This window comes from Thermomicrobium roseum DSM 5159 (genome assembly GCF_000021685.1).
Lineage (GTDB): Bacteria > Chloroflexota > Chloroflexia > Thermomicrobiales > Thermomicrobiaceae > Thermomicrobium > Thermomicrobium roseum.
In genome coordinates, this window is the sequence record NC_011959.1 from 290,706 (window position 1) to 303,080 (window position 12,375).

9 protein-coding genes and 3 tRNA genes are annotated in these 12,375 nt (G+C 64.0%); 5 read left to right on the top strand and 7 right to left on the bottom strand.

The genetic code is table 11. The annotated features are described in order from the left end of the window. Window positions 1-74: 74 nt before the first annotated feature. On the top strand, window positions 75-863 hold the full coding sequence (locus tag TRD_RS01340; protein WP_143714589.1) for a hypothetical protein: 789 nt from the start codon (window positions 75-77) through the stop codon (window positions 861-863). On the opposite strand, the gene TRD_RS14785 is transcribed toward TRD_RS01340, so the two are convergent. After that, window positions 860-1,636, bottom strand: a complete 777-nt coding sequence (locus TRD_RS14785) for an enoyl-CoA hydratase/isomerase family protein (protein WP_041435906.1) — start codon at window positions 1,634-1,636, stop codon at window positions 860-862. The genes TRD_RS01340 and TRD_RS14785 overlap by 4 nt on opposite strands. Before the next feature lie 261 nt (window positions 1,637-1,897). On the opposite strand from TRD_RS14785, the gene TRD_RS14790 reads away from it, so the two are divergent. Beyond that, a complete protein-coding gene (locus TRD_RS14790) occupies window positions 1,898-3,070 on the top strand; it encodes a hypothetical protein (RefSeq protein WP_012641699.1) in 1,173 nt (390 codons plus the stop codon). 45 nt (window positions 3,071-3,115) lie between these two features. After that, window positions 3,116-4,312: a hypothetical protein gene (locus TRD_RS01355; RefSeq protein WP_012641700.1), complete on the top strand. Its 1,197-nt coding sequence runs from the start codon at window positions 3,116-3,118 to the stop codon at window positions 4,310-4,312. A 403-nt stretch (window positions 4,313-4,715) separates the two neighbouring features. On the opposite strand, the gene TRD_RS01365 is transcribed toward TRD_RS01355, so the two are convergent. Beyond that, a tRNA-Gly gene (locus TRD_RS01365) sits at window positions 4,716-4,788 on the bottom strand. Between the two features lie 499 nt (window positions 4,789-5,287). Between TRD_RS01365 and TRD_RS01370 the strand changes: the two genes are divergently transcribed. Together TRD_RS01370 and TRD_RS01375 are read left to right on the top strand one after the other, a co-directional pair. Beyond that, window positions 5,288-5,363 (top strand) — tRNA-Ala (locus TRD_RS01370). 87 nt (window positions 5,364-5,450) lie between these two features. Continuing rightward, on the top strand, window positions 5,451-5,723 hold the full coding sequence (locus TRD_RS01375) for a hypothetical protein (protein WP_012641702.1): 273 nt from the start codon (window positions 5,451-5,453) through the stop codon (window positions 5,721-5,723). 66 nt (window positions 5,724-5,789) lie between these two features. On the opposite strand, the gene ftsH is transcribed toward TRD_RS01375, so the two are convergent. From ftsH to TRD_RS01400, 5 genes are all read right to left on the bottom strand, one after another. Then, a complete protein-coding gene (gene ftsH / locus TRD_RS01380; protein WP_012641703.1) occupies window positions 5,790-7,748 on the bottom strand; it encodes an ATP-dependent zinc metalloprotease FtsH in 1,959 nt (652 codons plus the stop codon). A gap of 334 nt (window positions 7,749-8,082) precedes the next feature. After that, window positions 8,083-10,170, bottom strand: coding sequence for a hypoxanthine phosphoribosyltransferase (gene hpt, locus TRD_RS15255; RefSeq protein WP_012641705.1), 2,088 nt, complete (start codon window positions 10,168-10,170; stop codon window positions 8,083-8,085). Beyond that, window positions 10,147-10,218: transfer RNA gene (locus TRD_RS01390), tRNA-Met, on the bottom strand. The genes hpt and TRD_RS01390 overlap by 24 nt, the downstream gene beginning before the upstream one ends. Before the next feature lie 284 nt (window positions 10,219-10,502). Continuing rightward, window positions 10,503-11,318, bottom strand: coding sequence for an SDR family NAD(P)-dependent oxidoreductase (locus tag TRD_RS01395; protein WP_012641706.1), 816 nt, complete (start codon window positions 11,316-11,318; stop codon window positions 10,503-10,505). Between the two features lie 17 nt (window positions 11,319-11,335). Continuing rightward, on the bottom strand, window positions 11,336-12,157 hold the full coding sequence (locus TRD_RS01400; RefSeq protein WP_012641707.1) for an SDR family NAD(P)-dependent oxidoreductase: 822 nt from the start codon (window positions 12,155-12,157) through the stop codon (window positions 11,336-11,338). Window positions 12,158-12,375: the final 218 nt, after the last annotated feature.

The window sequence follows — 12,375 nt, forward strand, 5'->3', positions numbered from 1 at the left end:
CCGGCATGCCGATCGTCTCATTGACGAGAGCATGAGAGGAGGCTGCGATGCGACGACCCAACGCGAGACGGACGATGAGTGTGAGCTCATTCTTCACCCTCGTCATGCTGTTCGCTGGCCTCGCACTGGCTGCTTGCGGAGCAGCGACGAACGCGAGCGATCGAGGGGCAACTGGTGGTCCTCCTAACCCGGGCTCGCCGGCTGTGATGGAGCCGACGGCTGATCCTGTAGCGACAACGGAGCGACGTGGGATCTTTTTCCGGCACGTGACGTTGCGCGACGCCCCATACTCGAACCAGACCGAACTCGTGATCGATCTCACGCTCCCGGATGCGTGTACAGAACTGCATCATGCGGTCACGATCGACGGGAAGCGAATCCGCGTCGAAGTGTGGGGAGTGGGGCCGAGCGACCAGATGTGTGCGCAGGTGCTTCGCGAAGAGACACTGGTCATCCCGCTCGGCGTCGTGGTGAGTGACGACTGGATCGTCGAGCTGAACCGAGTGGAGATCGATGTGAACTCGGTCGCACGTGAAGAACCCGGAAGCGGCAGCCATGAGTATGGCTACGCCATGATCGAACAGGTCGAGGTGCGCGTCGGTGACGAGCGGCCGCGGCAGGTCGTCGCCGATGTGCAGGGAGCATTGCCTGATGCCTGTGCCGAACTCGTCGAGTCTCCGGAGATCACCTTCGATGGCGCAAAGGTGACTGTCACACTGCAGTGGCAGCGACCACGCGATCTCATGTGTGCGCAAGTACTGCGACCGTTCACGACCTCTGTCGATCTCGGCGAGTTGGAACCAGGAACCTACACCCTGGTCGTCAATGACCTCGAGACGACGTTTACGGTCGAAACGAATTAACCGTTCGCCCAACTCGGTGGGCGTCGTTCGGCGAAGGCCCGGAGTCCTTCCTCGTACTCCGGACTTTCGTCGAGTGCGCGGCGGAGGGACCGGATATCGGCGAGCGTGACCGCGTCGGTGGTGAGTACCCGCTGGAGAGCAGCTTTGACCGCGCGCACTGCGCCGGGAGCCGCTTGCCGGAGTTCGGTGATCCAGTGGTCGAGCATGGTGTCGAGATGACCCGGCTCGCAGAGCTGGTCGATGAGCCCGATGCGGAACGCTTCCTGCGCATCGAGTGTTCGGCCGGAAAAGAGGAGATCAGCTGCTCGCCCGCGGCCGACGAGTTGGGGCAGGCGCAGGACACCGCCTGCCCCGGGGAAGATGCCGCGGCGCACTTCCGGGAAGCCGATGCGGGCGGTGGTATCCGCGAAGCGGAGGTCACAGGCGAGGGCGAGTTCAGCCCCGCCTGCCAGACAGGCGCCGCTGATCGCGGCGATCGTCGGAACCGGTAGCTCAGCGATCGCCTCGACCGCGGCGGCGATGGCATCGGTGTGAGCGGTGCGTTCGCGTGGGGACATCTTCGAACGCTCGGTCAGGTCCGCTCCGGCACAGAAGGCGGGCGGGGTACCGCGCAAGACGACGAGGCGCAGGCTCGCATCCTGGGCGAGCTCCTGTGCGGTCGTCGCGATCGCTCGCGCGAGAGCGAGATCCAGCGCGTTGCGGACAGTCGGCCGATTGAGCGTGAGCGTCACGATCCCAGCATGATGTGCGACGAGCAGGACCGGTTGCTCCATCGCGTCTACCCTCTCCGGTCGATCGAGCGAGGATCCCTTCATAACCGGTGGCAGCTTCCCCCGCACGACCGAGTATGGCACACGCTGCTCACTGCGAGTGTTGACCAGAGTCGGCCGCTGGTCTCTGCGTACCAGAGCCGCGACGAGCGGACGATCGGTTGGATAGCGAAGACGTGTCGCGAAACGGGAACCCCTGTGTTCCCGCATGCCCCCGAGACTGGGAATTGGGTGGATCGTCGCTGAGGTGAGGAGAGAAGCGTCATGATCGATTTCGGCAAGCTCGTCATGGCCGGACAAGCTGCACCGATGGCGATCTGGTTGCGCGATCGCGGAACGGAGCGACCGACCATGCTCGCGGAACTCTTCGCAGCAGCCGAGGACTGGCGCCACAGCGGGAAACGACTCGATCTCGGCCGCGCGCTCGCGCAGGTCGATCCCTCGCTCGTCGATCCGCTGACCGGCTTGCCGAGGGGAAGCCCTTTCGGGTTGTACCGAGAACTCTTGGGTATTCACTTCTTTCAAGACATCATCGACCAGTTGAGGCCGCTCTCGGAGACGCAAGGCGCGATCGCCTTGGCGAGCATGCTCGGTCTCGAGCCGTGGTACGTCTTCGCCACAGTCTATCCGCGCCGCGTGCGACGCGAGGAGCAGGATCCGACGGAGCTGGATGTTCCGGAGGAAGTCATCCAATGGATCGGAAACTGGGCGCTCGGTCTCCAGATGATCGACGTTGCCGGCCAGGCGGTTTTGCCCGAGTACATCGGACGCCCAGTCACGGCGGAGCCGATGGTCTGGCCTGCCTTGTTGGCGCTCCGCGAGCGCATTCCACACCCGTTGCTCATCGACGAGCCGGAGCGTACCGACTTCATCGCGGCGGTCGAGCAGTGGGATCGCCGCATCGACGAGCGGATGTTCCTCATCGAACGGGCGTCGTTGGCCTGGGTCGAGCGCTACGGCGAACCGCCACGCTCGTTCGCACGCCTCCGCTCCGGCCGGCCGTGGCGGCCGTGGCATTACCCGGACACGTTCGATCCAGCTGACGGTGTCCTCCCCCAGCTCCTGCGCGCAGCAGTCGCCCTCGTGAAGGGATGGGGTGACCAAACGCCGACACTGTTCAGCTCGGCAAAGGTTCTGGAGATCTGGGAGAGCAGCCGCGCGGCACTCGGGCCACTCGTGGAAAGTGCCTATGCGCGCACGGTCGCGCGAGTGCTCGATATCGAGTGGGCGCTCCGTCCGTCGCGCACGAGCCAGTCCGTCTCCGACGACCTGGTGTGGCGACTCGTCTTGCTCGAGGCGATCCTGCGCGAGTCGGCAGGTGCGGTCCGCGCGCTCGTCGCGGAACCGCTCGAATGGATCGCCGAATACCGGGATGTGATGGAGCAGTTCGTCGAGTGGACAGCGAGATTCCTCCGGATCGGCACGCAAAGTGGTTGACTCGGCGTTCGTGGGTGCTGGACACGAAACCAAAGGATCCAAGGCGTGAGCGAGAGCGAGCGCACTTTCCAGATCGCACAACGGGTGCATCGGGCGTTCGTGGAGAGTACGATGGCGGATGCTCGCCGCGATCGGCTGATCGGTGAATACGCGAGAGCTGCTCGGGCATGGCAGGCGCGTGGCCAGTCGTTGGGACTGGAGGTCGCGATGCAGCGCTCGGGTCTCGATGCGCGGATCCGTGAGTCATGGCTGGACGCGGTCGCATTCGACTTCTTCCGAGCTGTGGTGACTGAACTGCAGCCGCTACTGGAGACGCAACTCGCACTGCGCTTGGCTGGTCTCGTCGGGATCGAGCCGTGGGTCGTGATCGCGCTCCGGGAACGCGAGGAGGGTGGGTTGCCCGGCACCCGGCGTGCGCGTGTTCCCTGGGAAGTGGTGCGCCGCTTTTCGCGCTGGAGTCTCGGATCGATCTCGGTCGCTCTCGCCGTTCTGGAGTTGGAAGACCACGTGCGTGGCCGGTGCGATGCGGACCGATTTTCGTTGGACTGGCCGCTGCTCTGGCACCTGCGCGATCGCATCCCGCATCCGTTTGGGCTCGACGGCCAGGCAACGGCCGAGTTTGCCTCCGCCTGTGCACGGAGTCGCGGAGAACTCCCGATCTCGGACTGCTTCCTGGAGCAGCTCCGGCGGGATACCACGGCGTCCTGGAGAGCGATGGCGACACGCGAGGTGGACGAGCGATCGCTCGCTGGCCGGTCGATGGCGCCGCGAGGCTCGACCGGTCAGCTGGACGACTATCCGCGCGACGAGGTGGCGAGCGCCGTCCTGACGGCCGCGGCTCTCGCCGCCTGGTTTGACTCGGACACGATCGCCGCCGAGTTGGCGGATCGCGTCGCGACGATGTTCGCCAAGCAGTCCGACGAGCCGCTCCCGCCCGTGTTTCACCTCCTGGGCATCGGCACGCAAGAGCGCTGGCACCAAGCGGCCGGTCCGCTGACGGCATTGCTCCCCACAACCTATGCCCGGACGTGTGCAGTGGGGCTCGGACTTCCTGGGGTCCCGGAACGAGATGCTGGATGGCTCGATGGGTCACTAGCGGTCGGGGGCAAGCTCCTGCTGTTCGAGGGCGTTCTACGCGAAGCCTGCGGCGCACTGTACGCCCTGGCCATCGATCCGCTCGATCATCTGGAGCGGACGCGCGACTACGCGCACGCGCTTCTGGGGTCGCTCGATCCGTTGTGATGGGCGAACCTCGTCCGAATCGCTCGAGTGGTTTCGGTCTTTTCGGCTCGCCGCGGGGTGGGGAGGGCGTCGTCGGACGTCGTGATCAGGTCGCGACCGACCACTCCCGGCGGACAGGGGCGGCTGGCGGCGAGGAGAGTTCGCGGAATGCGGGCACGCGGCTCGCGACGATCGCGCCCTTGCCGGCTCGTCAGCGTGGGAGCGACGAGTGATACGGGAGGATGCGGGTTTCCCGCGAGAAAGCTCGTGTCGCGGCGGTATGGGAACAGAGCCACGGGCGGTGGGGTCAGGCGGGTCACGCCCTCTCGGTGCGAGCCGATGAGGTGAAGCGGAGCGCAGGCAGGAAGCGGCGGAGAGGTCTGAAGCACGAAGCGGACGATCACAGGATCGTCCGCACGTTCGGAGCGGGAGACGGGATTCGAACCCGCGACAACCGGCTTGGGAAGCCGGCACTCTACCAGCTGAGTTACTCCCGCGCTCGTTTGTTGCTCTTAGTATACCCTGACCCGCTCGCGTTGTCCAGGGGGACTCGATCGGAACTCCGTGGAGCGGTTGCGCGGAAGCACAAGGCCAGTCGATGAGGGGCAATCGTCTTTTCGGCTTCGTTCGGCTCGACTGAATGGCTGTGCCGGTGCACGACCCGGAGAGAGCGTTTCGCGGAGAAGCCCTCGAGCCCCTGGGCGCTTCGGCACTCGCGGCTGGCGATACGTCCCTTCGGGGCATCGAGTTCGCGTCAGTTGCAAGCGAGTTCGCTCCCGGCTCGACGCGGTCGGTGACCGGGCATCATCGCGATCGATGGGATGATAGGAGAAAAGTTGACGCGTCGCTGCGTGGTTGTGGGGATCCGGTCGAGAGCGTGTCTCTCATCGGAGCGTAGACCCGGCGCTACCTGCAAAACGCTGGGAAACTCCGCGGAGCAGCAACCTTGCTTGACAACAGGGTTTCCGGCTCGGTACACTTTCCGACGGCGAACATGGGGGCATAGCTCAGCTGGGAGAGCGCGACAATCGCACTGTCGAGGTCGGGGGTTCGAGTCCCCCTGCCTCCACCACTGTTCGATATCGATTCGACCACCCGCTACCGTTTCCCGTGCAGAGTCAATGCAGCGTCCTCGCTGCTCGTCGGAGAGGGGGCACCGATGAAGACACGGACATTCCAGCTGATCGGCCGACGCAGCAGCCAACCGGATGTCCTTCTCGTCCGTGACCAGGAGGGTCGGTATTATCTCCGGCCGGGTTGCAACGGGCGCCTTGTCCGGGTGACCGCACGCGATGCCGAGCGGCTCCTCCGCAACTACGAATACCGACCGATCCTCAGCGCAACGTGGCTCTCGTTCGAGGAACTCATCCGAACCGATTGCCCGCTTCCTGCCGAGTCGACGCCCTCGCTCACCAGTCATGAGCGCGCCTGACTCCAAGCACAGCGGAGGGGGCTCGGTGCAAGCCCCCTCCGCGAGCTGAATGATTGCCCGAAACGATCACGATGCAGGTTGGGGCTTGATGTGCGGCACTGGCGCTGCCGGCCGCGCTTCGGACGGCGAGTCAGGACGGGCTGTCTCCGGCGTTGCGATGAGAGCAGCTGGCCGGGTGAGCGGTGGGCCGACGAGCTCCGGCCGCGGACGCGGCTCGTCGAACAGTGCCTCGATCTCGTGACCGTCCAAGGTTTCCTTCTCGACCAGCAGAGTCGCAATCTTCTCCAGCTTGTCCATGTGGTCCAGCAAGATCTGTTTGGCCGTCTGATATGCCTGATCGATCAGACGGCGCACCTCCTGGTCGATCTCGTATGCGACCTGGTCGCTGTAATTCCGCTGTTCAGCGATCTCGCGACCGAGGAAGACCAGCTCCTCCTTGCGACCGAAAGCGAGTGGTCCGAGCCGCTCGCTCATCCCGAACTCGGTCACCATACGGCGAGCCAGCGTGGTGGCACGCTCGATATCGTTGGCTGCGCCTGTCGAGACCTCCTGGAAGACGAGTTCTTCCGCCACCAGTCCGGCCATGAAGACAGCGAGCTGCGCCTCGAATTGCTTCTTGGTCCAGAAGAAGCGATCCTCTTCTGGCAGGACGCGAGTGTAGCCGCCCATCATGCCGCGAGCGACGATCGAAACCTTGTGGACCGGGTCGGCATGCGGCAGCATGCGCGCGACGAGCGCATGCCCAGCTTCGTGGTAGGCCGTCATCAGCTTCTCGCGCTCGCTGATACGCCGACTCTTGCGCTCGGGACCAGCGACCACGCGATCGATGGCCTCGTAGAGCTCTCGTCGGCCGATCGTCTTCTTGTTGCGACGCGCAGCCAGGATAGCTGCCTCGTTGACGAGATTCTCGAGATCGGCACCGGAGAATCCCGGGGTCTGGCGGGCGAGATCCTCCAGATCGACATCGCTCTCGAGCGGCTTACCGCGGGTGTGAACTTTCAGGATCGCCAGGCGACCGTGCAAGTCTGGCCGGTCGAGCACGACCTGCCGGTCGAACCGCCCCGGACGGAGCAGCGCTGGATCCAGCACGTCCGGGCGGTTGGTCGCGGCGATGACGATCACGTTGGTACTGGAATCGAAGCCATCCATCTCGACCAGGATCTGGTTGAGCGTCTGCTCACGCTCGTCGTGGCTTCCACCGAGCCCAGCACCGCGCTGGCGCCCCACCGCGTCGATCTCGTCGATGAAGACGATGCAGGGAGCGTTCCGCTTCGCTTGGTCGAAGAGGTCACGCACCCGGCTGGCGCCGACGCCGACGAACATTTCGACGAACTCGGATCCGCTGATACTGAAGAAGGGCACGCCTGCCTCACCGGCAACTGCCCGCGAGAGGAGCGTCTTCCCTGTTCCCGGCGGTCCGACCAGCAGAACCCCTCGCGGGATACGGGCGCCGAGTGCCGCGAACTTCTCTGGATACTTCAAGAATTCGACGATCTCCTGCAACTCTTCCTTCGCCTCGTCGACACCTGCCACGTCATCAAAGGTCACGGTCGGCCGATTACTGGTGAACACCCGCGCGCGACTCTTACCGAAAGAGAGAGCCTGATTGTTCGTGCCTTGTGCTTGCCGCATCATGAAGATGATCACGCCGATGAGGAAAAGAGTGGGCAGCAGGAACGTCAGCGTGCCCAGTACATTGCCCCACTGGCTCGCGCGATGCGTTTGGATATCGACCTGCTGCGGGTCGATCCCGAAGGTCTTCAGCAGCTCGAAGATGTCGACGTTGGGTGGCAGGCGGAGTGTGCGGACCTCGTTGGTTCCGATGTACTGAACCTGAATCTCATCGGATCCGCTCGTCATGACGAGTCGCTCGACTTTGCCGGCCTTGATATCGGCGGCCATTTCCTGGGTCGTGATCGTTGCGCCGCCGCGACCTCCCTGAACGAAGGTCACCCAGACGGCGATCGCGGCGATGATCAAAATCATCCACACGAAGCCGTTGCGAAGCCACTTGTTGTCGGACATCGGGATGCCTCCACTCTCGTTCGGCCCGCTCGCTGATGTGGTGCAGCGGGCGTCCCCGATTATAGCAAGCTGTCGTCACCGGTCGATTCGGGGCATGTGTCGTCGGCTGCCCCGGGCCGGTGCGTCGGCACTCCGATCGGAGAATCGCCACCAGGCGAGCGAGACGCGAGGGAGAATCGTCCTTGCCTCGCCGGTGATTTCGCTCGCAAAGCTGGATGCTCGTGTCGGCCAGGCCGGATGGGCTCGGTTCAATCGCTCAGCTCCTTTGCAGGAACGAGCATCCTCGGAGCGCAGCTGACCGGCTGCCAGTCGTAATCGGGTAGGCGACCGGAAATCACCCTTGCGCTGCGTTCCGATAGACGGCGATGAAGGGGAGATTGCGGAACCTCCCCGCTGCATCGAGGCCGTAGCCGACCACGAACTCGTCCGGAATGTCGAAGCCGACCCAGTCCGCTCGAACACTGACGGCACCTGGCTTCTGCTTGCGCAGGAGGACAACGACGCGCAGGCTGCGCGGGTTGCGGCGCTGGAGAACGTCCAGAAGATATTGCAGGGTCAGACCGCTATCGATGATGTCTTCGACGAGGAGAACGTCTCGTCCCTCGATCGGGCGATCGAGATCCTTGATGATGCGGACGACACCGGATGTGACGGTAGCCTGTCCGTAGCTGGAAACAGCCATGAAGTCGATGTCGAGGTCGATGGGAAGGTGCCGAACCAAATCAGCCATGAAGACGAATGCTCCCGTCAAAACGCCGATGAGCACAGGGCGCTTTCCCTGGTAAGCGCGGGCGATTTCCTCACCGAGTTCGGCCACTCGCCGCTGCAGCGTCGCTTCATCGATGAGGACCCGCTCGAGTTCTCCGCTGGGAGCCTGTGCTGTTTCGCTCACGCCTCGTACTCCTCCCTTGCGAACCAGTTCGAGCACGACGGTACCGTCTGGAGAGCGGTAGCGCTCGCCTTGCAGGCCAGGAATCCAGTGCACGATCCCGTCACTGGCTACCAGCGGTAGCCAGTCGCGAAGATAGCTCGGAACTTTCTCGTTGACCAACCAGTCCTGAAGGCGAACCGGAACCGGCTGGCCCGGACGGACCAGGCGGTCACCAGGACGCCGGGTGCGCACGACCCATCCCTCGGCGGGCGCGCGCAGGATCGCGAGCTCCCACTCGTTCTCCAGCGCGAGAGTCGTGCCGCTGCGGAGCGGCAGGACACTACCAGGCTGGATGAGCGGACGCCCGGAGCGGTTCCGCAGGTATTGCTCGATCCGGTTGCCCGGACCGAGAACGGCTTCAGTGTAGCTGATCACAGCGACGAGACCATGGCCGAGTTCGATCGCTCGCCCCGTCTGGCCCTCGACGAGTGCTTTTCGGAGGGCTACCAGCCGCTCACGACTCAAGCTCCAGGTCGGATCCCAGTGCTCGCGCAGCGCTGTTTGCAGAATCCGCCGTTGCAGAGCCGGGTCCAGCGCGCGAAACGCCGCCCGATCGAGGATCAAGAAGTCGGCCTCAGGTCGGAAAACCTGTGCCGAGGTTTCCCGGGCTACCCGCTGGAGAAATTCCGCATCTTCGCGCAACTGCTCTGCGACCTGCGCGAGCGCGTCCGTCGTACCGGGGCGGAGTTGCTCCAGTATCGGAAGGACTCGTCGGCGAATCGCATTGCGCTCGTACGAGAGGAGCAGATTCGTGGGGTCTTCCAGCGGTTGGAGGCCGAGTAATTCCACAGCTGCTCGTACGACTGATCGTCGAATCCTGAGGAGCGGACGGATCAAGCGGATGGACGCGAACTCGCGGTGCAGTGGGTCGAGTGGAATGCGGAGTTCGGTGACCGGTCGCATCGCCGCGAGGCCGTCCAGCCCAGCACCACGGAGCAGGCGCAGCAGTACCGTTTCTGCTTGATCGTCACGCGTATGGCCGACCGTGATCCAAGATGTTCCCTCCGCCCGTGCGACCTGAGCGAGTGCGGCGTAGCGAGCGGCTCGCGCTCCTGCCTCCAACCCGCCCTCCTTGTACTCAGGCCAGAGAGAAACATTGACTTGCACGACTCGTACCACCAGGCCGAGTTCGCTGCCCAAGGCGATAGCGCGCTCGGCCATTGTGCTGGAGCTCGATTGCAGGCCATGATCGATATGGACAGGGATCGGTGTCGGAGCGAGCCCTCGGTGGGCCAGGTGCTGGAGGCTCCAGAGCAGGCCGAGGGAATCCGGTCCACCCGAGAATCCCACGATGATCCGATCGTGCCCTGACAGGCCTGCTTCTTCCAACGCCGTACGGACGACGCGTAGGACTGCACTGATGGCCGAATTGGAGCGTCTCACGAGCGTGCGCCCCCATATCGGCGAGTCGCTCGAGTGATTCTCGCCCAAAAGCGAAAGCGGCGCAACTTGCGCCGCTCCGTTCGGTGCCGGTGGGCGGATTCGAACCACCAACCAAGGGCTTATGAGTCCCCTGCTCTACCGTTGAGCTACACCGGCCCACTTCCCGCGTCGAAGTCTAGCATTCCCGCTCGGCAGCCGTCAAGTTTCCTACTGCTTATATGGCGTACCTGGCCCGGCAGGAACGGGCCGGCGACGCGAATCCTCGCGACGCCGCGATGGGCGTGATGGACTTCGATCGCCAGGCCGTGCCGGCTCGACTGAGCCGAACCGTTCTCTGCGAGGCTGCTGCCTTCGTGACCAATGGTGAGGTTGCCTGTGCGCCTGACTGTCTCGAAGGACAGTACGGCCAAGGAGGAAAAGCATCCCCCGTGGCCCGGGAGCTACTCACCGATATCCTTGCCGATCTGGCGAGCCATCGCACGATACTGAGCGAAGTCGCCCAGGCCGGTGGCGTTGACGCCCGGAACGACGATGACGCTCGCCGAGATGAGGTGTGCTTCCGGACTCGCCAGGTAGGCGCAGATCTGTCCGATATCGTCTGGTAACGCCCAACGGCGCGTTGCGACGAGCGCTTCGGCGTGTTCTCCCATCTCAGCGCGCAAGCGACCGCTCAAGATCCCAGCAGGCAGCACCGCGTTGACGGTGATGTTGTACGTATAGAACTCGGCAGCGAGCTGCCGGGTCAGACCGAGCAATCCTCGCTTGGACGAGGTATACCCTGCTCCCCCGTTGAGACTCGCCCGGAGGGCAGCGAGCGAAGCGATATTGATGATTCGGCCATATTCGCGCTGCATCATGTGGGGGATGGCTGCTCGGCTCATGTAGAAGGGTCCCGAGAGGTTGACCGCGATGTAGCTGTGCCACTCCTCGTCCGACATCCGCTCGACGGCGGGAGTCCGCCCCAAGCGCGCCGCGTCATTGACGAGGATGTCCAGTCGTCCACAGCGTGCGATGACCGACGAGACCAGCTCGTTCGCTTGCCGTGGATCGGAAACGTCGCCAGCGAGCGCGAAGGATTGTCCACCGTTCCGGGTGATCTGATCCACGGTCGCTCGCGCGTAGTCCTCATGAAGATCATTGACGGCGACGATCGCTCCCTCCCGAGCGAGAACGCGTGCGATCCCTGCGCCGCCACCTCCCATTTCTCCGCCCCCAGCTCCGGTCACGAGGGCGACGAGTCCTGTGAGTCGTCCCATCGCACCTGCTCCTCTCTTCACGCGAAGGCAGACGCTGGATCGGTACGGCCACCTGGTACGACGGAAACCGCACCATCGATCGGAATCGCCGCACCGGTGATGTAGCTCGCTTCATGGCTCGCCAGGAACACGACGAGTGCGGCCACTTCCTCCGGTGTCCCGGCTCGTCGAATCGGTATGGTCTCCGCGAGGCGTTGTACGCGTTCCTCCTCCCATCCGTGGAGCAGCTTCGGGGTCACGATGAAGCCGGGGAGGATCGCGTTGACCGTGATCCCATGTTGCGCGACTTCGATCGACAGGTGGCGTATCAATCCGTACAGCGCTTCTTTGGCTGCAACATAAGCGACGCCGTTCAGCGCACTGGTGCGGCTGGCTGTGATGTGCGACACATGAATGATGCGACCGAACCTGCGCTGTCGCATATGCCGCACTGCCGCTCGACTGAGATAGAAGGGAGCATGCGTGTTCACTGCGAGGAGGGACTCCCATTCGTCATCGGATACCTGGTCCGAGCGGCGACCGCTGCCATGTGCCTCTGCCTTGTTGACCAGAATATCCAGTTGGCCGAAACGCTCGACGACCTGTGCGATCAAGCGATCGACCTGAGCCGAGTTGGCCACATCGGCCGGAAATGCCTCGACTGCATCGTAGCCGGCAGCTCGCAGCTCAGCGACTGTCTCTCGTGCCCGTTCGGGAGTCCGATCGTTGATCGCGATCCTCGAACCCGACTCGGCGAGTGCCCGGGCGATGAGCGGGCCGAGTCCACCGCGCGAGCCACCGCCAGCGCCGGTCACCAGTGCGACCATGCCGTTCAGATCGAAACGCTGCTGTCGTTGCATCCGTTCCTCCTGCTCCATCGTCGGCGTGCAGAGACCACTGATTGGCTAGGAGGGCATCGAGACCATCGTGCTGGTCGTGCTCGTCGATGCTGTTCGCTTGTGCGAAGCTCGCATCGGGATCGCTCGCAAAATCGGTATCCGCAACAGGATCGCCTTGGTTCCGTCGCTTGACTCAGCTGGACTGTTATGTTGTGCAAGCACGGCCCCGCGGCGTCGAG

What these genes read in the sequence shown, in the direction of transcription:
- TRD_RS01375 (WP_012641702.1), top strand. Translation starts at nt 5,451, where the DNA reads ATGAAGACACGGACATTCCAGCTGATCGGCCGACGCAGCAGCCAACCG.
- TRD_RS14790 (WP_012641699.1), top strand. Translation starts at nt 1,898, where the DNA reads ATGATCGATTTCGGCAAGCTCGTCATGGCCGGACAAGCTGCACCGATG.
- TRD_RS01400 (WP_012641707.1), bottom strand. Translation starts at nt 12,157, where the DNA reads ATGCAACGACAGCAGCGTTTCGATCTGAACGGCATGGTCGCACTGGTG.
- TRD_RS14785 (WP_041435906.1), bottom strand. Translation starts at nt 1,636, where the DNA reads ATGGAGCAACCGGTCCTGCTCGTCGCACATCATGCTGGGATCGTGACG.
- ftsH (WP_012641703.1), bottom strand. Translation starts at nt 7,748, where the DNA reads ATGTCCGACAACAAGTGGCTTCGCAACGGCTTCGTGTGGATGATTTTG.
- TRD_RS01340 (WP_143714589.1), top strand. Translation starts at nt 75, where the DNA reads ATGAGTGTGAGCTCATTCTTCACCCTCGTCATGCTGTTCGCTGGCCTC.
- TRD_RS01395 (WP_012641706.1), bottom strand. Translation starts at nt 11,318, where the DNA reads ATGGGACGACTCACAGGACTCGTCGCCCTCGTGACCGGAGCTGGGGGC.